Below are 24420 nucleotides of genomic sequence, written 5' to 3'. Positions count from 1 at the left end.
TCCCCACGAGGCGCGGCGCTTGCTTGCTAATGCAACGAGCAAGCGAGGCGCACAACGATGAAGCAGCAGACCCTGGCAATGGCGGCCGATCAAGGCGAAGGATTCGAGCGCTACCGCAAGGCGACGAGGCGAGACGAGTTCCTGGCGACGATGGAACAGATCGTGCCTTGGCAGGAACTGTGCGCGGTGGTCGAGCCGTACTACCCGAAGGCCGGCAATGGTCGGCCGCCGGTGCCGCTGCCGTCGATGCTGCGGATGTACTTCGTGCAGCACTGGTTCAACCTGGCCGACCAGGCGTGCGAGGAGGCGCTGCTGGACAGCACGTCGCTGCGGCGCTTTGTGGGAATCGACCTGGGACGCGAGCGCGTGCCGGACGGCACGACGCTGTTGAAGTTCAGGCACCTGCTGGAAGAGAAGAAGCTGGGCGCGGCGCTGTTCTCCAAGGTCGGCGAGTTGCTGCAGGCCAAGGGCATGAAGGTGGGCACGGGCACCATCGTCGATGCGACGATCATCAGCGCGCCGAGTTCGACCAAGAACGAGGACAAGGCCCGTGACCCCGAGATGCACCAGACCCAGAAGGGCAATCAGTGGTACTTCGGGATGAAACTGCACATCGGCGTGGACAGCCAGACGGGGCTTGCGCACAGCGCGGTGGTGACGGCCGCGAACGTGCACGACAAGCACCCGATGCCCGATCTGCTGCACGGGGGCGAGGACAAGGTCTGGGGCGACAGCGCGTATGTATCCCAGCAGGCGCTGATCGCCAAGAAGGCGCCGCGGGCCCAGGACTGTACGAATCAGCGTGTGCGGCCGAGCAGCCCGACGGCCGATCTCGAAAGGATCGTCAACCGCATCAAGTCGAAGGTGCGCCCCAAGGTCGAGCGTGTCTTCGCCGTGATCAAGAAACTGTGGGGCTTCGCCAAGGTGCGCTACCGGGGCCTGGAGAAGAACGCCAACCGGGCATTCGTGGCGCTGGGCCTGGCCAACATCTACCTGGCGCGCAAGCGCCTGGTGGCATAGGTGCGTCCGCCGGGCGCCAAAGCGGCGCCGCGGAGGGTGATTTCAGGGCCGCAGGGCCTCAATTGCCGTCGAAAACGTCAACTCATCCCGCATGACGAGAAGGGGGAGCAGACGCTGCGATTTTCGAGGGGTTGTTCAGCGTTGCCCTAGCTGGCGGCCCGGATGTTGCCGCTCCACTATTGGCATCGTCCATGGCCGTAGAACCGAAGCTCACGCTTTATGCGGTCTGGCACATGGCGTCGGTGGTGCTAGCCATCTCCGTGCCGGCATTGATCGTTGGCAGTTTGCCCCGCCATGCGCGCCCAGCCCGCTATCTCGTACTGTTCGTTTCAGCCCTGTGGTGCGCTTTCGGCCTGGTTTTTCTTGGACTTGCTGCCATTCAGCCCGAGAGCGCTTGGCTCTTCAAGCTGCCGCAGTGGATCTTGCTGCTGCCTGTCGGTCTGCTGGGACTGTGGGGAGGCTCCAACACTGCGCGCCAGGGGACGCGCGCCAAGGAGGGTGTCCCTGAGCAATAACGTGTAGCCCTTTACTGTAAGCAACGCCGTCCCCCGTGCTACATTTCGCCGACTTCTTCCTCGGCGCCAAGTGGTTCCGCTGGTCGCATTACCGTGGTCGAGCCTGAGTCCGTGTGTGACGGCGAAGCCGCGAGCCACAGTGAGCAGGAGGTTGAACTCCTGATCTGTCGCACCGGTTGCATCAGCCACGGTGATTACTGGCGGGTGCAGGATCACTGCCGCCGCACGGGCAAACCGTGCATTCTCATCGACGAGCATCGAGCGATCCATGTGGCTCGCCAGGGTGATGGCGTTGTGATCCAGCCATGCCCGGTGCGCGCGCTGAAAGCGTAGGTCGCGCATGCCGCCATTCCGGGGGGTAGTGGCAGTGCATCAACTCTGTTGTCCGGCGTCTGGGTGCCAGCCTCACAGGGCGACGACATCGCAGGTCGTGGACAGGCCGCGCCGCTCTCCAGCCTTCGGGCAGGAGGCTGGTGAAGGGTCAGCTGAGGTGTAGTTCCAGGAAGCTGCGCGATGGTTGCGGAAGTTTGCCAACGTGAACGCGGCTCAGCGTGTCGATCCGGCCGTTCGACCAGCGCAGTTCACCAGCATATCCCGCGAGGTGCAACTCGCCTTCCTCAAAATCGAGGCCGCCGCGTTCAGGAAGCGACTGAAGGGTCATGACATGACGCTCTTCGATCCATACCCATTCGTCCACCCAGGTCCCGCGGTCGGGGCGCACCATCCGGGAAATCTCGGCGAGGTGGCCGCGCGGTGATTCGAAGAGTTTCAAGACGGTATAGCGCAGCAACGACATCAGAACAGCGGGACAGGCGAGAGGCGAGAGGCGAGAGGCGAAAAGCCTCTCACCTTACCACTCAACATCGCTCAAGCGAGGCCCTTGATCGTCAGGAGACGATGACGATCTGCTTCTTGAACTTCGGAGTGAGCGTCAGATTGTGGGCCTCGTAGGTGATGGTCCGCGTCCGGTCGCGCTTGTCGGGGGCGGAGTTCTCGATGGGGCCGCTTGCCTTCCAGAGACCGAACATGACGATCTCGGCATCGGGCGGGAAGCCGCCGAGCCAGGAAGCATCGGGGTGCGCGATGCTGACCTCGAACGACTCAATACGTTGGGGATCGTCTGTCTTGCGATACAGCGGCCGGCAGTTGAGGAAACTGCTCTTGTACTTGGCGCCGGCGGGGGGCTGATGGAAAGACCGCACCGAGCCGACCAGGGCAACCGGGTAGGGGTTGTTGCCGCTCTTGGTGACCAGTTCCCAAGCTTCATCGAAGCGGTCATGCTCGAAGAAGAACTGTTTCCAGGGGAGTCGCTTGGGGCCCAAGCGCAACACCAGTTCGGCGGCAAGCAATGAATCGGATTCGCACATCGCGCGCAGGACCAGGAGGTCGGCCGTGGTGCGCAGATAGCTGTCGAGCCTCTTGTCCGAGGCGATCACCTCGGTTGCCATCTTGGTCGTTCCGGCGGCGGAGGCGCTGCCATTGACCGTTGGCGCATTTCCCGACAGTCCGTGCTTGCGCAGTCCATTGTGCAACGCGAGCAAGCGCAGTTCCCGCCTCCCATCTTCCAAGGCGTTCAGGAACTGTGGGTCGGATTGGGCTGCAATGATCTTCAAGCGGCCCGATGCGTCGTAGCGGCAGCCGGCAGCATGTTCCGATCCTCGGGTCAGGCCGATGTAGGCCGGGACATCGACGGGCTCGATGCGGTTGGCTCGGTTCTGCTGGTAGCGCGGGACGAACCTGACACTGCACCCGCACGAGGGATCGTCGCAAGCCAGGTCGGGCGCGGTGCCGCCTCCATCGGTCAGCTGTTGCAGTTCCTCCACTGTGTAGGAGCGTCCGTGGCGATCCCTCGCCGAACGCATCTTGATGCCTTTGCTCATGCCACTGTTATGCCTTTTGGTGTTATCGATTATTGAAAGTGTGCCATGCGATGAATTTCGGCGACACCATCTCGGAGTATGCACAGCACCCTGGGCAGGCTTCATGCCGCTGAGAGGGCGCGGTGTGGCAAGCGATCGGTCTTGAATCAAAAGGGGCGGGTGCGACGCTTGTTCGCATGGATGCCCCGACGACACCCGCCAACCGCCCCCTCTATCACGGCACCCGCGATGCCGCCGCCCGCGCCATCCTGCGCGAGGGTTTCCGGCGTTCCCGTTCCCGCAGCTACACCGGCACCGGAATCTGCCTGAGCGAGTCGCTGACCGTCGCCTACGAGTACGGGATGTACGAGGCCGGAGGCTGCATCCTGGAGGCAAGGTTGTCGCCGACGGCCCGCTGGACGGATCGGTTCGATGACAAGGCGAACGGCAAGGATGCCTGGGACGACTTCTTTGTCTGTTCGGGCATGGATGCCATACGCGCCTTCGGCGGCAACGTGTGGGTGGTCTGGAGCCCAGGCGTGCTGGTTTCGCTGCGCCGGCTCAGCCACCGCGAGGCGATCCAGCGGCTGTGCGCGGAGTTCGACGAGGACGGGCCGGCGTGCGGTTATAACGCGCTCGTCTCCGACTACGCCAGCATCTGGTGGAAGCAGGACGCCAGCGACCCGAACCTCATCCGTTTCCCCGATCACCACCGGCAGCTCATGGCGCGCCTGAAGCGCTTCATGGGCCGTGCTCACTCGATGAGGGCCTGACCATGCTGCTCGATCCACGGCTACTGGAGCGGATCACGCCGGACGACCGGGAGGCCTTGGTCGAGGTCGCCCATTTCCTGCGCAAGGCCGAACATGCCTGGAACCGGATCGATGGGGGGAAGCAGTGCGAACTCAACGCCCAGCACCACGACGGCGGTTCGCTCGCGCTCTGTCTGCGCCGGGCCATGCAGGCGGCGGACGAGTTGATCGAAGCGAGCGAGGGCGCGGACAATCGGTAACGCGGTGGCCGGCGGACCGGCCAAGTGCGGGCAGCCCCTCCGGCCCGACGCACGCCCTTGAAGAAGACCCGCCCTGCGAGAGCATGGAGACATCCCATCAGGAGGTCTTCATGGACGCACCCGCCAACCCCACCTTGCCCCTGCGCCGCATCGTGCAGGGCAGGAACCCTCGCACCTACTTCGACCCGGCCGAAATGGCCGACCTCAGGGCCGGCCTGAAAGCCGCCGGGCGCGTCGTTCAACCCATCATCGTTCGCCCTATCCCCAACTCCAACCTCTTCGAGATCGTGGCGGGCGAACGCCGCTGGCGCGCAGCCAAGGAGGTCTTCGGCGAAGACTACGACATGCCCGTCGTGATCGAGGCCCTGAACGACGAGGAGGCCGAGGCCATCGCCGTCATCGAGAACCACCACCGGGCGCCCATGTCGCATGCCGAGGAAGCCCACGCGGCCAGGCGCATGCTGATCCGTTACAAGGGCGACAAGGACGAAGCGGCGGCGACACTGGGCTGGAAGCCCGATCTATTGGAACGGCGGCTGGCGCTGCTGACCTGCACCCCGGCCGTCCTGGAGGCGCTGACCCACCGCCAGATTCAACTCGGCCACGCCGAGTTGCTGGCTGGTGTGCCCCCCGACAAACAAGACACGGTGCTGGCGGGCGTACTGGCGCACAAGGTGCCGGTAGGCGCCCTCAAGGAACAGTTGGGCCGCTTCGCCCGGCGTCTGGCCGATGCCATCTTCGACACCGCCCAGTGCTCGGCCTGTCCGCATAACTCGGCCCGCCAATCCGGCCTCTTCGACGAAAGCCTGGGCGAAGGCTATTGCCAGCATCCCACGCACTACGACGAACTCACCACGCAGGCCATCGAGGCGAAGGCGCAGGGGCTGCGCGAACAGTACCCCATGGTGCGCATCGTCAGGGCCTCCGACGGCTTCACCCCGCTGCCCGTGACCGAAGACGGCGCGCTCGGCGTCGGCCCGCAGCAGTATGGATCGTGCAAGGGGTGCGCCGCGTTCGGTTGCGCGGTATCGGCCCTGCCGGGCAGCCTGGGGGAGGTCACCGCCTCTCTGTGCTTCGATGCCGGGTGCAACAGCCAGAAGGTCGCTGCCTGGCGCAAGGCACGGCGCGACGACATGCCGCAAGCGCCGGAGAAGGCGCCCAAGACGATCGGCAAGGCATCGGCCCGCAAAGCGGCTGCGCCAGCGCCGGCCAGGACCGCGCCGGCGCCCAGCAACCAGACGCCGCAGCGGGTGAAGGACTTCCGGGTAGCCCAATGGCGCAAGTGGGCGGCGAGGGAACTGATGGCCCAACCCGAGCGCAACCGGCGCGTGATGATCGCGCTGGCCCGCTGCGGCCGTACCGGCGACGTGCGTACCCGCGAGTTCGGTGCAGCCGCCAAACGCATCGCCGGGCCGTGGGTGCTCGAACGGCTGGACTTCGCGGCGGCCCTGCCCGAGGCGGACGCCATCGGCGCACAGCACGTAGAGCAACTGATGCTCGCGGTCACCGCCTCGGCGGCCTTCGGAGTGAATCCGCGCGACCTGGAAGCCATGCTGAGCTATCTCGACGTTGACGAGCGAAAGCACTTCAAATGGAACGCCGAGTTCCTCGAACTCTTCACCATGAGCGAGTTGGAGTCGCTGGCCGGGGAGGTGGGGCTGAAACAGAAGATGGGCGCCGCCTTCAAGCTGGCACGGGCGAAGAAGAAGGGCGACTTCATCCAATCGCTGCTCGCCGTGCCGGGCTTCGCGTACGACGGCACCGTGCCTGCCGTCATGCAGTACCCCAGGAAGCCCACCGCCTCCGGGCTGATCGCCGAGACGAGCGAGGCATCCGTCAGCCCCGCCGTCGAAGCATCCGACGACAGCGTCGAGGACGAGCTCCTCGCAGCCTGAGCCGCGCCCACTGGAAAACCCCCAATGCCTTCGTAGCATGGTCTCGAAGGCATTTCTCTTTGAAGGAGCGTGACATGACGATGTTCGAGGAACTCTATGCGCTGGCCGCCAGCGCCACCCTGACGATGGTGATCAGCGCCGACAACAAGAGCGGACGCATGACGATCAATGTGATCCCCAAGCCCAAGAAGGACGTGGACGAACCGGCCCTGACCAAGGCCTTGAGCCTCACCGCGACGCCGGAAGAGTTCGATGCCGAGTTCGTGGGGGTGTTGAAGGGCTACCGGGAGGTTCGCCAGAGCCTCTCGGCGCAGGCTGAGGCCACCCAGGAAGTGCTGCAGGCAGCCAAGGCGGCCTCCGCCAAGAAGGCCGGCGAAGCGATGACGAAGGCGGCGAAACCCGCTGCCGCCGCCACCCCGGCCAAGGCTCCGAGCGTGGCGAAGGCCGCGATGCCGGAACCCGCCGACGAGGGCGAGGAGGGCGGGGATGGCGCTGCCGGCGCGGCACAGCCAGCCGCCTCGGCAGCGGCCGGCGGCGGCTCCTACGACCTGTTCGGCTAAGGCGTGGCCTTGAAAGCGGGCAGGGTGGCGAGAGACTGATCGCAAGGGGCCTTCCGGTGGGAGGCACCAGACGACAGGAGCCGAATCATGACGATTGCGATCAACGAAATCCAGCGGGTCTTCCGCTACAACGGCGTGGCGTTGCCGGACGTGCCGGGCATGACGCCCCGCGAGGTCCGCGACCTCTACAGCGCCCAGTACCCCGAACTCATCAGCGCCGAGATCGAGGCCGGCGAGGTGGCGGGCGGTGTGCAGGAATACACCTTCCGCAAGGCCGTGGGCACCAAGGGCTGCACCAGCGGCGAGGGAAGCCGCCTTGCTGCCCTCAAGGCCGATGTCGAGGCCGAGGCCAAAGGCGCGACCGACGTGCGCGGCAAGCTCGCCCGTGCGCTTGCCCGCCCCGGCTCGCAGCAGCGCGGCGGCGCGTGGGGCGCCTTCGTGCTGCAATCCATGCGCCATAGGGGCGAACGCCAAGCGGCCCGCGTGCTGCCGGACAGCGACATGCTGGCGCCGCTGCCATGACGGCGCTTGCCCTGCCGCGCATCGGCGCCCTTGTGCCCCGTACTATCGCGCCGGGGCCGCTGCTCGCGGCCAATGCGACCGTGTCGCGCTTCCTGATCGAGGCCGAGGCCTTCGACGAAGCGGACATCCCGGCCACGTGGTCGGATTCCCTCAGTGCCTGCCAGCAGGCCCTCGACCGCTGGATCAAGCGCCAGATCGGGCCGCTGCACTGCCTGAACCCCCGCTTCGGCCTGCATCTGCTCTCCCGCGATGGCGACTGCTACAGCACCTTCACCAACCACCCGAAACGCCAATTCGACGTGGGGGCCGTCGAGGCTTCCTGGGGCGAGTACCACGAGCAGGAGTGGGTGGTGGGCGAGGGGCTGGCGGCGCTGAGCCGGCGGGTGCCGGGCCTTGGCCCCGTGGTCCTGCATGTGCTGCGCCGCCAGAGTGCCTGGGTCTATCCGCTCTTCACCCCGGACATCGCCTGCGACGTAGTGACCTACCTCTACTGGTGCGGCGAGGACGACGAGGAAACTGCCCTCGATATGAACTGCGGTGAGGACGAGGAGGCCCGCGCAGCGATGCGCGAGGAGATGGTCAGCAAGGCCAGCCTCGAAGCTGCTTACCCGGCTTGGGCGCGGCGCTGGCCGCGCGGGCTGGAACTGCCGCTGTGCGCCCGCTTCCTGCGCCGGGCGGTCAAGCGTTTGCGCGCCCCCGGCGACCAGACCGTCAGGGCGGTGGCCGAGGACGCGCTGGCGCTGGCGAGCCTGGACCTCGACGACACCTTCCGGCCGGACACCGATGGCGAGTTCGTCGGCTTCGGCGCGGTGCTGTCCTGGACCGAGGGCGACGTGACGACACGCATCTACGACGACCTCCTGAACCTCGCCCACCAGGGCGAATACTGCGAGACGATGGGGGAGTTCCAGGTGCAGCTGGGCGACCCCGGCGCCTTCGCCGCATGGCAGCGGGCGATGGCGGGTCGCTTCGAGGCCATCCGGCGCATCGACGCCTTGATTCATCGGCTCTCGGCGGGAGACTGGTGATGGAGGCAACGACCATGAACGAAGCCGAGTTTTTCATCCAGGCGCCCACTACCGGCACCGTCCATCTGCGCCGAGCGGTCCTGATCTACGACGGCCAGCAGGGCAGTGCGCTGGCTACGGTCCACGACATCGAGGAAGTCGACGGCGAGCCGGTCATCGGTGCCGGTCAGGCCATGACGCCCCGCGCGGCGATGGAACTGGCCCGCGCCCTGCTGAAGCGCGCCGCCCATGGCGGCTTGCTTCCCGAAACCGTGCTCTACATGGAGGGCGACCTGATCGTCTGGTGGGTGCCGCCAGCCCGTCGCCACATCGCATTCCGCGTCGACAGGGAGCATGCCGAGGGCTTTGGCGGTCTTGAGCGCGGCGAAACCGTCGCCCATCCAGGGCTGGTCTTCGCGGCGTCGAGCCGGGTCTGGAAGGTGTGGGCCGTCAAGGGCGCCCGCCGTCCAACCCCGACGACCGCGCTATTTCAGGCCCCGTACTTCAACGTGAACGCGCAAGGCAGTATTTGCCAAGGGAACGCGCCGGTGCCCGAGGGCACCACCGTGGAGAAGATCGCCACCTGGAACGATGCCTTCATGCGCTCCTACTTCACCCACCCGAACGGCGCAGGAAAGCTGGTCCGCTACCGGGGCGGCGCCTACGCCTTCTGGAAGGACATGCTCGATGGACGGTTCCGGCGCTTTCCCGAGCGGGTGCTGGTGGACGTGAAAACCACCCTGGGCGGGCTGCTGGGCATGAAGGAGGGCGCGTGATGGACGTGCGCGACCTCGCCCTGCAAGCGGCCTGCCCAGTACTCGCCGCCCCGCGCTTCGGCCCTTTGCCCGACATGGCGAACGGGCAGCGGATCATCCTCGCGGCCAACGGCGTGTTCGTGCAGGCCAAGCTCGACTGGCTGGATTGCATCCAGCGGCTGTCGCCCGCCTTGCCGATTCCCTTGCCTTACGGGGCTGTCGACGAGCGGCTCACGTTCGGCTTCGGCGTGTTGCCGATCAAGCTGATCGAGGACTTCATCGAAGCAGGGCGGCGTGGCCTGCCCAACGAAGTCGCGGGGGCGCTCATCTACTCGCGGCGCACCCGGCGCCTGCGGATGGCGCTGTGCGAACCTGCCGCCGCGTCACCCGACCGCATCGACTACCGCGTCCCGGCGATGGAAGCCGACGAGACGCTGGCCGTCGACCTGCACACCCACGGCTACGGCAGGCCCTTCTGGTCCGCTGTGGACGACCGCGACGATGTGGGCATCAAGGTGGCCGGTGTCTTTGGCTACCTGCATCACCCCGCGCCCCGCGCCGAGTTCCGGCTGGTGGTCAATGGCCGCTTCCGTGCCTTGCCCCATCCGTGGCAGGCCGCTGTCGCGCCAACGGGTAACGATCCCGACCTTGAACCGGGCTTCCTGCGCCGGATACTGGCTTTCTGCCAGGAAAGGAGGCTCGGACCGTGGAACACCTGATCGATCCCGAACTGCTCGACCGTCGTGTCGGCGTTCATCTGGTGGGCGTGGGCGGCAACGGCGCCCAGATGGCAGCCTGTCTCGCCCGCCTCGACATTGCGATAAAGGCCCTCGGCCACCCCCACGGCCTGCACGTCGCCGCCTTCGACGACGACCGGGTGAGCGAGGCCAACGTGGGCCGGCAACTCTACAGCCGTGCCGACATCGGGCGCCACAAGGCTATCGTGACCATCCATCGCCTCAACCAGTTCTACGGACTGGACTGGATCGCGCATCCGATGCGCTACGAGGTATTCCGGCCGAATCGCTATTCGCCGCCGAGCGCCGACATCCTGGTGAGTTGCGTCGACAGCCGGTCGGCACGGCGGACGTTGCACGAAGCGGTGTTCGATGGGGGCGGCCGCTACCGCTACTGGCTCGACCTTGGCAACACGGAGGCCAGTGCCCAGGTGGTGCTCGGGCAAGGACTGCACCGGACGAAAGGCGAAAATGCCCCGCGCCTGCCTTGTGTCACCGAACTGTTCCCGGAATTGCTGGACGCCAGCGTCCCCGACGACAACCGCCCCTCCTGCTCTGTCCGCATGTCGCTCGCTTCTCAAGGGCTGTTCATCAACGACGTGGCCGTGCGTTTCGCCGCGCAGTTGCTCTACGAACTGTTCTCCAAAGGGCGGCTCGGCCAGCACGGCGTGGTGGTCAATCTGGACAGCAAGCGGGCCGGTCCCATCGAGGTCGATCCGAAGACCTGGGCGCGTTTCGGTTGCGTGATGGCCGATGCACACGGGGCCGGAGAAGCGGGGCAGGAACCGGAGGAGGCCGAAGGGGAGGGCACGGCATGAGGACCTGGAACGTGAAGGAAGCGGATAGCGTCACTTCCTCACCCTCGCATTCAGGGGTATGCTGAATCGGTATCGCATTAACCTCGAAGAAGGGGGAGGCTATGGGCCGTTTGAAAGACCTCTCGGCAGGTACCATCCCGCAGCATTTGCTGGAAGGCATCGAGCGGGATGTCCTGTCGGGTATTCGCGAGTATGCCGCCTCACGGGCTCGGGACGTGGCGTGCGGCGCCGAAGCGCCCGAGTTGGCCGCACTGCGGGTGGCAGATTGACGCAAGACCACCCCATCATCAAGCAATTCGAGGCGCACGCCGAGTTGCTGGACATCGTCGGCAGTGCCGAAGCGATTGACGATGCCATCGTTCAACTGGCCATCTGGATGGACAGTTTCGAACTCTCCGAGGACGATGAAGCGCTGCTCTGCCGCATCGGTGCGATCCTCTACCGCGAGGGACTACGCCGCCGCACGGATGGGGCCCGGTGATCCGTAGCGAAAAAGACAGGGCCGCGAAGCCCCGTCTTCGTTGTGGGCGGACCATACCGACCTGACTCAACGCTCCTCGGGCAGCCCTTCGTCACCGGATGCGCCGGGCATCTTGCCCTGCGTCTGTGACCTCGGCGCCGCTCGCTGCGCCAGTAGCCCACCTAAATAGGCGCCAGACGCCCTGACCCGGTTGTGCCCGGCCAGGCGGGCGACCGAGAGGCGCGCAGCCGCGTCCACCTCGTCAGATGCGTCACCGCCACCGCGCACCGGCGGCTCGACGCCGGCCTTGCCGCTGTAGTGATCGATCATCGCTTCATGGCGCAGCCCATGCGCCGTCGCTCCCAGTCCTTCCGCCGTGATGCCGAATCGAGCCATCACGTAGTCGAAACGCCGCAGATTGCGTTTAAGACTGTGCCGAGGGTCGCCCAGGTGCGCATCGCTGCTCTGGACGACCGCCTGGGCGAACGCCAGTGCCGCAATGCGCTGCTCGGTGTCCACCGGAACGAAACGCAGCCTTCCCCCCTTCGCTCCTTCCTTGATCCGCACATAGTGCTCGGCCTGTCTTTCTTCGGTCGGGAGCCCGGTGGCTTCGAACGGCACCACGCCAAGGTGGGGGCGGAACATCACCGATTCCTTGCGGCGCAGGCCGAATGCGCGGATCAGGCGCAGCGACGCACCGACGTAGCGGTCATACGCGCTGACCCGCTCGACCAGTGCGTCGATGTCGATCCCGGCAGCGGTCCAGCTCCTGTCACGTTGCGCATACTCATGGCGCTGATACTCGGCCGGCGCCAGGCCGTAGTAGGCCGGCTTGCGGATGAAACCCGGCTTGCCCAGCCAGCGGGCAAGGCCACGCAGGAAGCTGAGGTAGGTCTGGATGGTGGCGGGGGCGAGCCTTTCCCGCTGCCAGACCTCGACCATCGCCCGGACATGGCGGTCACCCAGGTTGCGTGGATCGGGCACGGTGGCGAAGTTGGCCTTGTTCCTGAGGTCGCGGAAGAAGCGGCGCAGGAAGTCGGCGCGTTCCTGCCGCGTCTTGTGCGACACGGTTTTTTCCAGCGCCGTGTGTTCCGCGTTGAACAACTCGATCAGCAGATCGAGCACCCGCAGCGGGTCGGTCCGTCCCGGCCGATGGCGTTGGAGGATCTCGGCGGGCGTTCGCGCGGCCTGTTCCTGGCGGCGTGGCGGCTGGTGGTGGGCATCGCGCCACGCGCCGGGGGAACCCTGAACGCGGCGGGGGGCGTGGTGTGCATTGAAACTGGACATGGCAATTCTCCGGTGAAGGAGCCGTGTGCCGTCCCGGCGGCGCACAGCGCAAATGGGGAGGAATCCGTTCGCTCATCGCCCGCGCGGATTCCGTTGCGCTGGCGATGCGTGGTCAACTGCCATGGGCGGGATGTGCGGCCACGAGCACGCCACGCCTACCTCAAGGGTTTGCCGGTCAGCGCAATCGGCGCTCCGGCTCGGTCAGTCTTAAAAATGAACACGGTGATCCGTCCCGCATCCGCATTTCTGCGTTCGTCGGGGGTTGGGATGAGGTCCGGCCTCAGGGGGCACGGGCAACATCAGCGCGAAGGTCTTGCCTTGAGCGCCACTGGGGGATCAGTCCTCGGTACGTAGCGCCATCCACCTGCATGAGGTCCACCCCTGACCGAAAGTCCAGGGCGGTGTCAGGTTCACGAGCGGGGGCACACGGGGAATCCAACGAGGGATCAACACAGCCGTGTGCTGCGCGAAGTGCGCATGCTCGAAGGGATGACGGGAACAGTGGCGCGGCATCGGGTGCCGGCCGGGTGAACTGCTCGAATGCAGGGCTCGTTCTCGGGGAACGTCTGGCAGACGACTGCCAGCAATGCCATGCGTTGCTCTACGGGTTGAACTGCTTCGGGCGTGGACTCAAGGGACCATGCCGAGCCCGACTCGGAGGTCGGGACTTGAAGAGGCGGGTAACGACCGCAACGCCTTTCGCTCCGCGATGGAGCAGGCCAGGAGGCCTCGGGAGCCTGTAGTTCACACCCTGGCCCCGCTCGCGTCAACGGCGGCCACTTCCCAACCACCCACTTCGCGCCGAAACAGCCGGGTTTGCGGGTGGCGCTTGAAATTGCAACGTGAGGGGCGCTTATTTTTCGAAAGACCGCCTGATCAAGGTGGCGCAAGGGCTTGACATCGCTTTGCCTGGCCTCTGGTTGCCACCGTGAGGGTTTCGAGGCTCTGCGGCCGGACGTGGCCGCCTCGCCGCTGAAAATGCGGTCTTGACCACGACAACTCCAATGAGACCGTAGTCCGACACGGAGCCCGTGGGACTGCACGGTCGGATGCGTTCGACTGGGGCTGAGGCTCAACCCGAACCGGTTGCGAGCACAGTCCGAGCTGATTGCGAGAACGGAGCTTTCCCCCGCGATTTCCGTGTGGAACGCCGGCATCGCTGAACCGATGCTGGCCAGTCTCGAACCCACATAGGAGCTCTTCATGGACTTTGTCGTCAGAGCCGTCGACGTCGGCTTCGGTAACACCAAGTACGTCACCAGCGTGTCCGGCAACGAAATTCGCTGCGCCAGCTTCCCGTCGGTCGCCTATCCGAGCATGCGCGAGCCATCCGTCCAGCCGGGCTACGAACGGCGCAAGACGGTGGCGGTCCCGATCAATGGCCTCTTCTACGAGGTGGGGCCGGAAGTCGAACTGGCGGCAGACACCTTTCGTGCGACCCAGATGCATGACCGCTACACGGAAACGCCCGAGTACATGGCGCTTCTGCGAGGAGCGCTCGCGCTGATGAAGCAGCCATCGATCGACCTGCTGGTCGTGGGGCTGCCGGTGGCGGCGCTGACCGCCAAGAAGGCTGCGCTCGAGAAGGCGGTGACCGGAACGCACGACATCGGCAATGGCAAGACCGTGGTGGTCCGCAAGGCCCTGGCGGTCGCGCAACCGCAGGGTGCCCTGGTGGACTTCGCCGTCCAGCACGGGAAGAGCGGCGCCATCGAGCGGGAGCAGAGCCTGATCCTCGATCCGGGGTCGCGGACCTTCGACTGGCTGGTCGCGCGGGGCATGCGCCTGGTGCAAGCCAAGAGCCACTCGGTGAACCGGGGCGTCTTCGACATCCTGCAGGCGATTGCCGCGGAGATCGGCCACGACATCGGTACGCCCTACAGCGACATCGAAGCCATCGACCTGGCCCTGCGCACGGGGAAGAATCCGGTGATCTACCAGAAGCCGTACGACATCTCCCGGGCCATGCCCATGGCCCACTCGATCGCCCAGCAGGCCGTCGCATCGATGCTGCGTTGGATCGACGCGAGCTACAGCTTCCAGAACATCATCCTGGTGGGCGGGGGCGCCTACTTGTTCAAGAAGGCGGTGAAGGAAGCCTTCCCGAAGCACAAGATCCTGGAGGTCAAGGATCCCTTGCATGCCAACGTTCGCGGGTTCCAGATTGCCGGCATGAATCACGCGCCCAAACTCTTCGGGGTCGCCGCCACTGCTTCTCAAGGAGGTGTGTGATGGACGATGCCGTGAGCCCCAAGCTGGAGACGATCCGGATGCTGTTCGAGCTGGATCGGGAAGACGATCCGCGGCTTTACGACGACCTGATCCGCTTCAAGAAAGGCACCAAGCGCATTAACCGCCTGCGCCTGTTGGCGCATGAGGCGGTGCTTGGGCAGTTCAGCGCGGGCGCAGGCGCGGTGGTCGCGCGGCTGGCGTCTGTGCCACCAGTCGTGAGTGCTGTCGCAGGCGGACCGTCCGGAGCCGCCTTCGAGATGCCGGCGGCGGCCGACGTCTTTGGCGCGCCCCTTGAGAAGTGAACTCGGGCTGGAGAACGTCGATGAACGAATCGAACTACCTGTTCATCCACGGCTGGGTGGACGATGTGGTGAGGGATGCCACCGTCCCGGAAGCTCATCGCATTCGGTTGCGGCTGGCGGATGGGCGGATCGAGGATCTTTCCCTCGGGCGAATCGAAAGCCCGGTCAGGCTCGGCGACGAGGTCAGCGTCGTCGTCGAGCGTGCTCGCCATGGCCGTGCGCTGGTCCTCATGGATCACACCACGGGGGAGGGCACGAACGTCCTGCGTCGGGAAGGACGCCGCTGGCCGGCCGAATCGGATGTCCTCATCATCGCGGCAACGGTGGGGTCGTTTGCGGTCCCACTCGGGTGGGGCGCTGTGCCGACCACCCTGGTGTTCGCGCTGCTGTTCTGGCTGGTGACCGCCAAGCTGCCGCAAACGCGGCGCCATCGGATGGCTGCGGTGGTCGACTATCTGATGGACCGCGAGTACTGCCGCTGGCGTGCGGGTCACAGCCGTGAAGGAGCCGTGCGATGACTCGCGGTCGCTCCCGAGCCCATTGCGGCGGACGTCCCAGCGTCAGTGCGTCCGAGCTCGCCCAGATGGGCGTCTGCGAACAACTGGTGCAGTTCGAGCACCGATACGGTTGGCGCCACTCGCCGCAGCAGCATGCCGACATGATGCGCGGTGACCGCGAGCATCGCCGTTTCTTCCTGGAGGGCAGGATGGAGCGCAAGGGGCGTTGCTTCATCGCCACCTTGGTCTACGGGGAGGGAGCAGAGGTGGCCGTGCTCAGGTCGTTCCGCGATCGGGTGCTGCGCGCCACACTCATCGGGCGTGCGTTTATCTTCGGCTACTACCGGATGGCGCCGGGCGTGTGTCGCTTGCTTCAGGGGCACCTGCATCTGTTGCGAATCACGCGGGCGCTGCTCAGGCCGGTGGTGTGGATGGCGGCGAGGGTGCTCGCAAGCCGGGGGAGGGCGGGGCGGTGATTGAATCTGCCTTGGCCGTCCTGGTCTTGGCGGCCTTTCTGGGCTGGTTGCTACTGCAGTGGCGGCGCCGAGGGGAGAAGGCATGGATGCCCTTGGAACTTCGACGCGCCACGCTTGCGTACGCCGAGAAGTTGTTTCGCGGTGTCGGTCCGGTTGCCTTGACGGCAAAGGTTGACCGCGCATACCGCGTCGAAGGCAAGACGCTCATCCTGGTTGAGCTGAAAACCCGCCGATCCAATCGTCCTTACCATTCGGATGTGATTGAGTTGTCCGCACAACGCGTCGCCCTCATGAGGCAGACCGGGGATGAGGTGGCGCTGCATGGGTACGTGGTCGTGCGAACCGAGGACGGCAATCGTACGGCGCACAGGGTGAGCTTGTTGAGTCCGGCCGAGGTTGACGCGCTGATTGATCGTCGAGCCGCGATCCTGGATGGGAGCATCCAGCCCCGGCTTGCATGCGCCTCAAAGCTCTGCAATCAGTGCGGATTCGAGAAAAAGTGCACGAGTCGCCGAGTAGAGGGTAACCAAGCGTATAAACGCTGGACAACCTGAATCGTCTTAGTGGGCAGGGAGCACGTCAAAAAGTGATGACGACTACAGGATTGGACTCAGACATGCCAGACATTGCTCGCAAGTCTTGCGATCCGGACTTCGACGACGCGTGGCGTCTCTTCACGGCGATGCATGACGCCCCTTCAAGCTCGACGGCGCAGGATCTTGTCGAGTGGCTCGCCAAGTGTCCGCGGCATGTTCAGGCTTTTGACGATGTACTGACCTTGTGGGCTTTGGCGGGAGGTGGCTTGATCAGGCGCGTCAACGCTGCCGTGCTGCATGCGCCATGCAATGTGCAGTGATGGCTGTCCTGGGGCGCGGCCGTCTCCGGTGCCGTGAGATTCTCATTCCATGTATCGAATGGGCGGCCTATTTTCTACCTGCATTCCCCATAGTTGCTTCCGTGACATGCGAACGCCGGGGCGGTTGATCTCGCCGTCGTTGGCCATCCGCAGTGCCTTGGCGAGGTTCACCGAGATGTTGTCCAGCGTACAAGGCGTCTTCTCAAGATAGCTGTGGAGGCTGATGCTGTTCGCCACGTCATTTTCCCAAGTCCTGACCTGGTGAATGCCAGCCTGGAAGCCGCTGGACGGCGGAATGAGGCCGACGCCTAATTGTTCCAGCCAGCCTCGCACCTCGGGGTACTTGCTAGACACAGCAGTCGGTACGATTACGTGCTCTGGTACGCCATGGAAGAAGAAGTCGGATTTCTTTTTCCACGCACGCATCAGAAACTCAATGGGCGTCATCAGCGTCTTGTTGGTCCTCATTTCCGCATAGAACGCCGCAGAGGTATGGTCGGCCACGATGTAGTGGACGACATGTTCTTTGTCTGCCCCCTCGATCTTGTCGAGCTTTACCTCCATCGCTTTGTCCTGCCACTTCAGCCGCCGATCTTTTAGGGCGTAGAGATGCTTGGATGGCGTTATGAAAAGCTGATGGATGTAGTTGGGATAGGGCGATCGGTAGCGGTTGATCATGTCGGAGCCCAATGGATGTGAGGATGTGGCTTTCCCCGCGAGGAGGGGCGGTTTACGATCCAATCAAGCAACGCGCCGAAGGGGGACAACTGTCCAGGGTAGACCTTGTTCGCATGCCACAAGGAACGCAGCCCACAACTCGAGCGCAGCCTGCCGTTCTGGGAGGTAGTCGTACTGGTCATAGATCTCTTCCATGCCCTTCAGCACATGGTTCAGTGCTCTCTCGGAGACCTCGTTGGACACCCCCATCGCCTTCATGTGCGATTTCGCGGTGCTCCGGGTGTCGTGCGGCGTAAACCGGCGTATGTCCAGTCCGCCTCTTTCGAATCTGCGGGTCAAGGCCGCCCAGAGAGTGCTGTTGCCGACGTGCGTATCGCCACCGAGCCTGGCTCGTCGGTGACCACGACGAGCGGGGAGTACCCAGCGCGAGTCTCCCGCGCACGTCTTCAATTCGCGGAACCACGACACCACCGTCGGGCAAAGGGGAACCACGTAGCCGCGCCGAGTCTTTACCGTGTCCTCAGTGACAATCCAGATGCCCTTTTCCAGGTCCACGTTGACCCACTGCGCTTTGACGAGCTCGATCGTCCGTACGCACGTCGCAAGCAAGATTCTGAAGGCCAGAGCGTTCTCTGCGCCAATCGACTTGATGTCGGGCAGCAGGGTTCTCAACTCGGTTTCGGACAACATCAGCCTGCGGCGCACGGGCGGGCGCTGACCAATGACGGAGACCAAATCGATGCCTACTGTAGGGTTGATGTGAATCAGCCGCTTCCCTAGTGCATGAGCGAACAGCCGATTGCAGGTCGAGCGTAGCCGTTTGCACATCGTCCAGGTGCGCCCCGAGTCGGCGATCAAGCCCACGATGTCTGCTGACGTCACGCTGGTAACCAGCATCGCACCGAGTTTCGGGATGATGACTTGGTCGAGATCTGCGTTGCGGGCCTCTTGGGTGCTCTCCGCCAATGCTGCAACGATCTTTTCCCGGTAGTCCACAGCCAACTCGCGAACGCTCCAAGTCGCCCGAACGCGGACCTTCTCCTGTTTCTTGGTGATGGCTGGGTCGCCGCCCTTGTCGATTTCGACGCGCTTCTCCCGCGCCAATTGACGGGCGGTTGGAAGGCTGATGTCGGGATAGTTACCGAGCGTTAGCTCGCGAGCCCGTCCGCCGAACTGATAGCGGAGAACCCAGGTGGCGGTGCCTGCTGCCGAGAGCGTGAAGGTGAGTCCGTCGCCGTCAGTTCGCGCGATGGGTTGGCGAGCGCGAATCCAGTGCTGGATCTGCACTGGTGTCAGAAGGTTCTTGCCTCTCTTTGCCACCTTGAAGTCCTCCGTACAGAACCTCTGGTGACGATCGACCGAGGCCATGTCTACGACAGCTCATCTACTTCGAGCGGAGGCGCAACATCAATTTCCTAGCTACGTCTCTGGCTACAGATTCTAGCTACAAACCTGGCTACAAATCCAGTCCGACATGCCCTGAAACGGAGTGGTACGTAGTGGCAAAAAGTTATGCGGTGACAACGGCTTATCTAGTTGTCGACTGGGATGCCTTGATACGTGTTGATGTTGCAGTAGGCATTGCAGGTGGCGAGTTTCATGGTCATGTTCTCAATATCTGTTCGGTCCATCACAGATGGAACCAGGCGGCCACGCCCACGGCAATACCGACCGAGCCCACCGCCAGCGTGCCCCAGGCCATCCACTTCTTCTTGGTCAGCAGGGCGATCGCCGCCAGGGCGATGGAGACCTGCAAGGCCGTCGTGGCCTGGGCCCAGCGGTGATGCTCATGCATCTGCGCTTCACTCTTTCGGTCCCAGGCCAGCGACTCGGCCTCCAGGGCCTCGGCCTTGTGCTTGATCTCCGCCTTCTCGGTCTTGTAGCGTTCGATCTCGTCCTGGTACTTGCTCTTCTTGGCTTCGTCGCTCACCAGCACCGCGGCCAGCTCGGCCAGATTCTGCTTGCCGCTCTTGGACTGGTAGAAGGCCCATTGGTTGGAGGCCTCGGTCTTCTTGATCGCCGCCTCGTTCTTGTACAGGCCGGCATTGGCCTGCGTGGCGCCGCCCATATAGCCAAACATGGCGCCGAAGGTGGCCAGCACGGCCGTCACCACGGCCAGGCGGCCGGCCAGGCCCTGGGGCTCGTGCTGAGCCGCATGCTCCAGTTCGTGATCATGGGGGCCGTGAACGTGAAATCCAGCTCCGGACATTGTGTGTTCCTGTGTTGGGGAAAAGAAGGGGGAAGGGGCTCAGCGACGCTGGTAGCTGACGAAGTCAAAGCGCAGGCCCTCGGGGCTGCTGTGTGCCTCGCGGCTGATCTCGCTGAACTGCTCGCGGGGCCAGGCCGGGAAAAAGCTGTCGGCCGCATAGTCGGCCATCACCTCGGTCAGCTCCAGGCGCTGGGCAAAGGGCAGGGCCAGGGCATAGATCTCGGCACCGCCGATGACGCTGACACGGGGCGCGTCTGCGCAGGCCGCCAGCGCAGATTCCAGCGTCGTGAAGCACTCGGCCCCCGCCAGCTGCAAGCCGCTTTGGCGCGACAGCACCAGATTACGGCGGCCGGGCAGGGGGCGGAACCTGGCCGGCAGCGAGTCCCAGGTCTTGCGGCCCATGATGACGGGTGCGCCCAGGGTCAGGGCCTTGAAGCGGGCCATGTCTGCGGGCAAGCGCCAAAGCAGCTCGTTGTTGAGGCCGATTGCCCGGTTGCTGGCCACGCCGGCCACCAGGCTGATTTGCGGCTGGGTCAGGGGCGTGCTCATACGGCCACCGGCGCCTTGATGGCGGGGTGGTGTTGATAGTCTTGCAGCTCGAAATCCTCGTACTCGTAGTCGAAGATGGAGGGCGGCCTGCGCTTGATATGCATCGTCGGGTAGGCAAAAGGCTGGCGGGCCAGCTGGGTTTTGACCTGCTCGGTGTGATTGCTGTAGAGGTGGCAGTCGCCGCCGGTCCAGATGAAGTCGCCCAGGGCCAGCCCGCATTGCTGGGCCAGCATCTGGGTCAGCAAGGCATAGCTGGCGATATTGAAGGGCACGCCGAGAAAGATGTCGGCGCTGCGCTGGTAGAGCTGGCAGGACAGCCGGCCCTCGGCCACATAGAACTGGAAGAAGGCATGGCAGGGCATCAAGGCCATCTGGTCCAGCTCGGCCACATTCCAGGCGCTGACGATGATGCGGCGTGAGTCTGGGTTATGTTTGAGTTGTTTCACCACCTCGGCGATCTGGTCCACATGGCCGCCGTCGGCCTTGGGCCAGGAGCGCCATTGCACGCCGTAGACGGGGCCGAGGCTGCCGTCCGCGCGCGCCCATTCGTCCCAGATCGTGCAGCCGCGCTCTTGCAGCCAGGCCACATTGCTGTCGCCGCGCAAAAACCACAGCAGTTCCAGGATGATGGACTTGAGGTGCACCTTCTTGGTGGTCACCAGGGGAAAGCCTTCGTTCAGGTCGAAGCGCATCTGGTGGCCAAACACCGAGCGGGTGCCGGTGCCGGTGCGGTCGGTCTTGGCGACGCCGTGGCTGTGCACATGGCGCATCAGGTCTTCGAACTGGCTGCGCACAGGGCGCGGATGGGGCGGGAGGAGGGGGCTGCTCATGGCGGGGATTTTAGTTGCGAACTTCAGCGGGGCCGATCTGTAGATGCCCTCGCGCGCCGGCAGCTTTGTTGGCCACGCCGGGGCGCGGAGAACGTACGATCGGGCGTGGCGCTCCTGGTGCTTTTCCGCTCAAGTTTGCGAGAGACCGGGCGAAAGGCTAACTGAATCGCTCGTAGGAAGCGCCCGGCTGTTTGTCACTTTCCCCTCCATATGCGAGCCATGAAGCGACTCTGGAACGATGAAATCCATCTCTAACAGTTTGCTGCGACGGGTGATGTCGATCTATCTGCTGTCCACCTTCGCCATCTTCGGTTTTGAGATCGCCCTGCAGTTCAATCATGGAAGGGCCGGCATTGCCGAGGAGCTGGGGATGTTTCAGAACATCTTTCACGGCAATATCAGCCATGGCATGTGGCATATGGACCCCCAGGAGGTGGATGCCACCGTGGCCGGCTTGTTGCAGATGCCCAGCGTCAGCCGGGTCATCATTTCCTTGCCCAATGGCGATGTGTTTCGCGATGCGGCGGCCAAGGACAAGGAAAAAACGGCCGGGCTGGGCTCCTCGCGAATCTTCAGAAGCCTGGGGGCGATACGGTATCGGGACAGCCGCAGCACCGAGGTCTTGCTCGGCCGTCTGGAGATCCAGTCGAACGGGGGGGTGATTCTGAGCCGCTTGCGGCCCTGGATTGCGACGGCCTTGCTGGCGGCGGCCCTGAAGACCCTTATCTTGATTTTTCTGGTGCGGCTGTTTTTCAGCCGCATCCTGTCTCGCCCCTTGTTCACCATCGCCCGCCTGGCCAGTGAGATCGACCCCAAGGATGCCCGGCTGCAAGCCCTGCCCGTCAAGCCGGGCACGCCCGACGAGTTGGACGTCATCAGCATCGCAATCAACGGCTTGCTGACCGAGGTCGGCAACACGGTGGGGGCTTTGGACCAGCTGAACAAGGGGCTGGAGGCACAGGTGGCCGACCGCACCGCCAAGCTGCAAAGTGCGAATGTGGAATTGGCCAGACAGCAGGAGGATCTGCGCTCCGAGGTGAGTTTGCGCCGGCAAAAAGAGCTGGATCTTCAGCATGTCAACAGCAGCCTGGCCGAATCGCTGGACAAGCTGCAACTGGCTCAGCAAAGCCTGGTGGAGGCGGGGAAGATGGCCGCCTTGGGTGCGCTTGTGGCTGGCGTTGCCCACGAAATCAATACCCCGGTGGGCCTGAGCCTGACGGGTTCGTCTCATTTCAAATACATGGTGGAACAGCTGGAGGAGCAGCTGAACGCCGGTCAGCTGAGCGAAACCGACTTGGCCAGCTTTCTGCAAGACGCCAAGGAGCTGGCCCGCACCATCTGTGCCAGCCTGGAAAAGGCGGCGGCCCTGGTCGGCAGCTTCAAGCTGCTGGCCGTCGACCAGGTCAATGACGAAATTCGGGAGTTTGAGCCACGCGAGTACATCGAGGATGTGCTGCTGACCCATCAACAACTGCTGAAGCGCGCACGCGTCAGCGTAGCGATAGATTGCGAGGCCTCGCTCACGGTGCGGAGCTATGCGGGCGCATGGTCGCAAATCCTCTCCAACCTCATCAGCAATTCAATCAACCATGGTCTGACGCCAGAGCAGGCCGATCCCCGCATTGAAATCTCGGTTTGCGAGACGGCGCAGGAACTGACGCTGGTGTATCAAGACAATGGCCAGGGCATGTCGGAAGAGACGGCAAAAAAAATCTATGACCCCTTCTTCACCACCAATCGTCAAGCCGGCGGAAGCGGGCTGGGCATGCACATCGTCTACAACCTGGTTGTGCAGAAGCTGCACGGCCAAATCCGGCTCGTGACCGCAATGGGCGAGGGCGTGAAATTTACGATTCAGCTGAGCAAGAGCGGCTGACAAAGCCCAGCATGGCGGTGCTGGCAAGGCCATGATGGGCTTGCAGCCCCGAACTCCGGCGTGACGCCAAACCGTGAAAGGAAGCCGATATGTCCAGGACAGCTTTGCCAGCCGGCTCGCAAGAGCCGGTTCAGCAGCGGCGAGAACTTCTGCTCACCGCCCTGGCCCTTGGGCTAGGGCTTGAAGCCTGCTCCCCGGAGTCGCCACCCTCGGCCAAGGACGAGGGGCAGGGGGCTGCGGAGCTTGCAGCCAGCGCCGCCTCCACACCGCGGACCGCCGCCGCGGTGGGGCCGGTGGCGGTCGATGCGCCCGATATTTCGGTCAACGCCATGCTGCTGCCCGGCTTGGTGAATTCGGCCGATGAGGGCACTTTCATCGACTTGATCAAGGCCGTCGCCAGCGTCTACAAAGGGGGCAAGTTCAGCATCAGCGTGGCGCCAGTGGCAAGAGTCACCGACAACGTCACGCGCGGCATCGTGGACCTGGGCTTCCCAACGCTGCGGATGAATCCGGCCAAGGATGCGGCCTTGCCTTACCGCCTGACCACCGCCGCATTTGGCCGCGTCAATTTTGTGCTGTACAGCAATAAGGCGCGGCCGCTGACCAAAGCGATGCTGGAGCAGGCGCAAAGAGAGCATAAATCCGGGGACTTCAAGTACCGCATCGAGGCACCCAGGCTGGCCTGGGATTTCCCGGTGCAGCATTTCACCAATTTCGAAAGCGCGCTTCGCAAGGTGGATGCCGGGCGACTCGATGCCTTGCTTTGGGCGCAGGAAGAGGCCGACCTGGAGTTGCGCCGGCTGGGTCTGAAGAGCATACGGCGGGAGCTGTATACCGACTACGAAGACGTCATGATGCTGCCACGCGGGCCACGCGGCGATTTCGTCGACAAGATCATCTCGGCCGCCGTCGAGAACTTGCAACGCAGCGGCCGGCTGCAGGCCCTGTACAGAAAGGTCCACCTGCCCTATGACGCCTGGCAGCCCTGAGCGAAGTCTTGGTTTAATGCCATGCCGGTTCGTGTCTTTGCCCCTAACTGTTTTTTCTCAAACACCTCATGAATAAAACGCAAATCCTCCCTGCGGCCCTGCGCCTGCCCTTGTTTCAGCTCATGGCCTTGTTCCTGAGCCTGGCTGCGGGCTCCGCCCTGGCCGCCGGTGAGATGGCGATCCTGAAGAACACCGTGGTGACCCGCTTCAACGCGGCCGACAACGCCTTGCTGAAAAAAGCCGTCGACCAGGCCTTGGCCGCCGAGCAAGACGGTGCCGTCATCAGCTGGAGCAATGAAAAAACCCGCGCCGCCGGCCAGGTCACGGCTCTGGCGCGCTACGAGGCCGCCGGCCTGGCCTGCCGCAAGCTGCGCATCCGTAACGAGTTCGGCAAGCGCATGGACCAGGCGGACTACAAATTCTGCGAGAAACCGGCCGGCCAGTGGAAGCTGGTGGGCCCGGACCTGGACCGGGATTAG

The 24420-nt window shown here is 64.2% G+C and carries 30 protein-coding genes; 21 read left to right on the top strand and 9 right to left on the bottom strand.

The annotated features are described in order from the left end of the window. The first annotated feature begins 57 nt into the window (after positions 1–57). A complete protein-coding gene (locus HNP55_RS14385; protein WP_184300570.1) occupies positions 58–1020 on the top strand; it encodes an IS5 family transposase in 963 nt (320 codons plus the stop codon). Between the two features lie 329 nt (positions 1021–1349). Here the strand turns inward: HNP55_RS14385 and HNP55_RS24795 are convergent, their stop codons facing one another. The 3 genes from HNP55_RS24795 to HNP55_RS14370 form a co-directional block, all read right to left on the bottom strand. Next, complete coding sequence (locus HNP55_RS24795; protein ID WP_184300567.1) at positions 1350–1877, bottom strand: hypothetical protein; 528 nt, start codon at positions 1875–1877, stop codon at positions 1350–1352. A gap of 139 nt (positions 1878–2016) precedes the next feature. Next, positions 2017–2331 (bottom strand): hypothetical protein, encoded by a 315-nt coding sequence (locus HNP55_RS14375; RefSeq protein ID WP_039920423.1) that lies wholly within the window; start codon positions 2329–2331, stop codon positions 2017–2019. 91 nt (positions 2332–2422) lie between these two features. Continuing rightward, entirely contained in the window at positions 2423–3415 is a 993-nt protein-coding gene (locus HNP55_RS14370) for a hypothetical protein (protein ID WP_004355129.1), read from the bottom strand. A 176-nt stretch (positions 3416–3591) separates the two neighbouring features. On the opposite strand from HNP55_RS14370, the gene HNP55_RS14365 reads away from it, so the two are divergent. The 11 genes from HNP55_RS14365 (at position 3592) to HNP55_RS14315 (ending at position 11181) form a co-directional block, all read left to right on the top strand. After that, complete coding sequence (locus tag HNP55_RS14365; protein ID WP_004355131.1) at positions 3592–4167, top strand: hypothetical protein; 576 nt, start codon at positions 3592–3594, stop codon at positions 4165–4167. A gap of 2 nt (positions 4168–4169) precedes the next feature. After that, positions 4170–4406, top strand: coding sequence for a hypothetical protein (locus tag HNP55_RS14360; RefSeq protein ID WP_004355133.1), 237 nt, complete (start codon positions 4170–4172; stop codon positions 4404–4406). Positions 4407–4516: 110 nt separating this feature from the next. Then, complete coding sequence (locus tag HNP55_RS14355; RefSeq protein ID WP_184300563.1) at positions 4517–6301, top strand: PRTRC system ParB family protein; 1785 nt, start codon at positions 4517–4519, stop codon at positions 6299–6301. A gap of 74 nt (positions 6302–6375) precedes the next feature. Beyond that, a complete protein-coding gene (locus HNP55_RS14350) occupies positions 6376–6861 on the top strand; it encodes a PRTRC system protein E (RefSeq protein WP_004355137.1) in 486 nt (161 codons plus the stop codon). Positions 6862–6948: 87 nt separating this feature from the next. Then, positions 6949–7383, top strand: coding sequence for a PRTRC system protein C (locus HNP55_RS14345; RefSeq protein ID WP_004355139.1), 435 nt, complete (start codon positions 6949–6951; stop codon positions 7381–7383). After that, positions 7380–8411: a PRTRC system protein F gene (locus tag HNP55_RS14340; protein WP_004355141.1), complete on the top strand. Its 1032-nt coding sequence runs from the start codon at positions 7380–7382 to the stop codon at positions 8409–8411. The genes HNP55_RS14345 and HNP55_RS14340 overlap by 4 nt, the downstream gene beginning before the upstream one ends. Positions 8412–8425: 14 nt before the next feature. Next, positions 8426–9166, top strand: a complete 741-nt coding sequence (locus HNP55_RS14335) for a PRTRC system protein B (RefSeq protein WP_039920498.1) — start codon at positions 8426–8428, stop codon at positions 9164–9166. Then, complete coding sequence (locus tag HNP55_RS14330; RefSeq protein ID WP_004355144.1) at positions 9166–9864, top strand: PRTRC system protein A; 699 nt, start codon at positions 9166–9168, stop codon at positions 9862–9864. The genes HNP55_RS14335 and HNP55_RS14330 overlap by 1 nt, the downstream gene beginning before the upstream one ends. Further along, on the top strand, positions 9852–10700 hold the full coding sequence (locus HNP55_RS14325; protein WP_004355145.1) for a PRTRC system ThiF family protein: 849 nt from the start codon (positions 9852–9854) through the stop codon (positions 10698–10700). The genes HNP55_RS14330 and HNP55_RS14325 overlap by 13 nt, the downstream gene beginning before the upstream one ends. A 101-nt stretch (positions 10701–10801) precedes the next feature. Then, on the top strand, positions 10802–10969 hold the full coding sequence (locus HNP55_RS14320; RefSeq protein ID WP_184300560.1) for a hypothetical protein: 168 nt from the start codon (positions 10802–10804) through the stop codon (positions 10967–10969). After that, positions 10966–11181, top strand: coding sequence for a hypothetical protein (locus HNP55_RS14315; RefSeq protein WP_004355146.1), 216 nt, complete (start codon positions 10966–10968; stop codon positions 11179–11181). The genes HNP55_RS14320 and HNP55_RS14315 overlap by 4 nt, the downstream gene beginning before the upstream one ends. Positions 11182–11247: 66 nt before the next feature. Here the strand turns inward: HNP55_RS14315 and HNP55_RS14310 are convergent, their stop codons facing one another. Continuing rightward, complete coding sequence (locus HNP55_RS14310; RefSeq protein WP_004355147.1) at positions 11248–12447, bottom strand: integrase domain-containing protein; 1200 nt, start codon at positions 12445–12447, stop codon at positions 11248–11250. Positions 12448–13650: 1203 nt separating this feature from the next. Here HNP55_RS14310 and HNP55_RS14305 point away from each other — a divergent pair. The 6 genes from HNP55_RS14305 (at position 13651) to HNP55_RS14280 (ending at position 16810) form a co-directional block, all read left to right on the top strand. Further along, positions 13651–14679, top strand: a complete 1029-nt coding sequence (locus HNP55_RS14305) for a PRTRC system protein D (protein ID WP_004355148.1) — start codon at positions 13651–13653, stop codon at positions 14677–14679. Continuing rightward, complete coding sequence (locus tag HNP55_RS14300; protein ID WP_004355149.1) at positions 14679–14981, top strand: hypothetical protein; 303 nt, start codon at positions 14679–14681, stop codon at positions 14979–14981. The genes HNP55_RS14305 and HNP55_RS14300 overlap by 1 nt, the downstream gene beginning before the upstream one ends. 20 nt (positions 14982–15001) lie before the next feature. After that, a complete protein-coding gene (locus tag HNP55_RS14295; protein ID WP_184300558.1) occupies positions 15002–15499 on the top strand; it encodes a hypothetical protein in 498 nt (165 codons plus the stop codon). A gap of 65 nt (positions 15500–15564) precedes the next feature. Then, on the top strand, positions 15565–15954 hold the full coding sequence (locus HNP55_RS14290; protein WP_221439591.1) for a CFI-box-CTERM domain-containing protein: 390 nt from the start codon (positions 15565–15567) through the stop codon (positions 15952–15954). 11 nt (positions 15955–15965) lie between these two features. Then, a complete protein-coding gene (locus HNP55_RS14285; protein WP_157302067.1) occupies positions 15966–16508 on the top strand; it encodes a PD-(D/E)XK nuclease family protein in 543 nt (180 codons plus the stop codon). A gap of 62 nt (positions 16509–16570) precedes the next feature. Continuing rightward, on the top strand, positions 16571–16810 hold the full coding sequence (locus HNP55_RS14280) for a hypothetical protein (RefSeq protein ID WP_083881232.1): 240 nt from the start codon (positions 16571–16573) through the stop codon (positions 16808–16810). A gap of 42 nt (positions 16811–16852) precedes the next feature. On the opposite strand, the gene HNP55_RS14275 is transcribed toward HNP55_RS14280, so the two are convergent. The 5 genes from HNP55_RS14275 to HNP55_RS14255 form a co-directional block, all read right to left on the bottom strand. Then, positions 16853–17488, bottom strand: coding sequence for a hypothetical protein (locus tag HNP55_RS14275; protein ID WP_157302069.1), 636 nt, complete (start codon positions 17486–17488; stop codon positions 16853–16855). Between the two features lie 63 nt (positions 17489–17551). Then, positions 17552–18856: a tyrosine-type recombinase/integrase gene (locus HNP55_RS14270; protein ID WP_004355156.1), complete on the bottom strand. Its 1305-nt coding sequence runs from the start codon at positions 18854–18856 to the stop codon at positions 17552–17554. A gap of 262 nt (positions 18857–19118) precedes the next feature. Further along, the gene (locus HNP55_RS14265; RefSeq protein WP_184300552.1) at positions 19119–19697 is read right to left on the bottom strand and encodes a DUF4337 domain-containing protein; all 579 of its coding nucleotides are present in this window, start codon (positions 19695–19697) and stop codon (positions 19119–19121) included. Positions 19698–19736: 39 nt separating this feature from the next. Then, on the bottom strand, positions 19737–20246 hold the full coding sequence (locus tag HNP55_RS14260; RefSeq protein ID WP_184300549.1) for a dihydrofolate reductase: 510 nt from the start codon (positions 20244–20246) through the stop codon (positions 19737–19739). Then, the gene (locus tag HNP55_RS14255; protein WP_184300546.1) at positions 20243–21076 is read right to left on the bottom strand and encodes a thymidylate synthase; all 834 of its coding nucleotides are present in this window, start codon (positions 21074–21076) and stop codon (positions 20243–20245) included. Before HNP55_RS14255 ends, HNP55_RS14260 begins: the two co-directional genes overlap by 4 nt. Before the next feature lie 238 nt (positions 21077–21314). Between HNP55_RS14255 and HNP55_RS14250 the strand changes: the two genes are divergently transcribed. The 3 genes from HNP55_RS14250 (at position 21315) to HNP55_RS14240 (ending at position 24420) form a co-directional block, all read left to right on the top strand. Continuing rightward, positions 21315–22952 (top strand): sensor histidine kinase, encoded by a 1638-nt coding sequence (locus tag HNP55_RS14250; protein ID WP_184300543.1) that lies wholly within the window; start codon positions 21315–21317, stop codon positions 22950–22952. An 89-nt stretch (positions 22953–23041) separates the two neighbouring features. Beyond that, on the top strand, positions 23042–23941 hold the full coding sequence (locus HNP55_RS14245) for an ABC transporter substrate-binding protein (protein ID WP_184300540.1): 900 nt from the start codon (positions 23042–23044) through the stop codon (positions 23939–23941). 68 nt (positions 23942–24009) lie between these two features. Next, positions 24010–24420, top strand: coding sequence for an RT0821/Lpp0805 family surface protein (locus tag HNP55_RS14240; protein WP_184300537.1), 411 nt, complete (start codon positions 24010–24012; stop codon positions 24418–24420).

It is taken from the genome of Roseateles oligotrophus, assembly GCF_014204525.1.
Classification (GTDB): Bacteria; Pseudomonadota; Gammaproteobacteria; order Burkholderiales; family Burkholderiaceae_C; genus Paucibacter_A; species Paucibacter_A oligotrophus_A.
Note: the sequence above shows the minus strand (reverse complement) of the source record. Positions and strands in the feature narration are given on the sequence as shown.